The 560-nt window shown below is 45.5% G+C and carries 1 protein-coding gene; it reads left to right on the top strand.

What is annotated here, in order from left to right; all coding sequences use genetic code 11:
- Positions 1 to 213: 213 nt before the first annotated feature.
- Positions 214 to 560: cytochrome c family protein (locus R2Q26_RS15350; RefSeq protein ID WP_317537086.1), on the top strand; the 347-nt coding region annotated here is incomplete at its 3' end.

Consider the following 560-nt stretch of genomic DNA (forward strand, 5'->3'; position numbering starts at 1 on the left):
CCCTTTACTGACAAGCCGCCGCCGCTTGACCTAAAAGCTGCGCAACTTGTCTACCAGCAAGGAGGATACTGGGTATATAAACTGCCATAAAGAGCAGCACTTAGAAATAACCCTACTAGCAGAATCAAAACCATTTACACAATCTGATGATCGCGTACAATACGGCTAGATTTATTACTGTTAAGACCTAAGTTAGAAAAAAAAGGAGAGAACATGAAGTACATTACAGTCTATGCACTTGCTATAGCAGCAATGTTTGCATTGATGACGGGAAGTAGCATAGCCGCTTCGGATGTTCCATTTGAAGGGCGCACCAAATGCAGCAACTGTCACAAATCGCAAGCCAAATCATGGAAAGACACCGCGCATGCCAAGGCAATGGAATCGCTCAAGCCAAATACCAAAAAAGAAGCCAAAATTAAAGCCAAGCTGGATCCGGAAAAAGACTATACCCAAGACAAAGACTGCGTAGGCTGTCATGTAGATGGTTTTGGCAAAGCAGGCGGCTATACGATCGACGCGCCCAAGAAACCGCTGGCTGCAGTAGGCTGTGAATCCTG

Source organism: Nitrosomonas sp. Is37, from assembly GCF_033063275.1.
Taxonomy (GTDB): domain Bacteria; phylum Pseudomonadota; class Gammaproteobacteria; order Burkholderiales; family Nitrosomonadaceae; genus Nitrosomonas.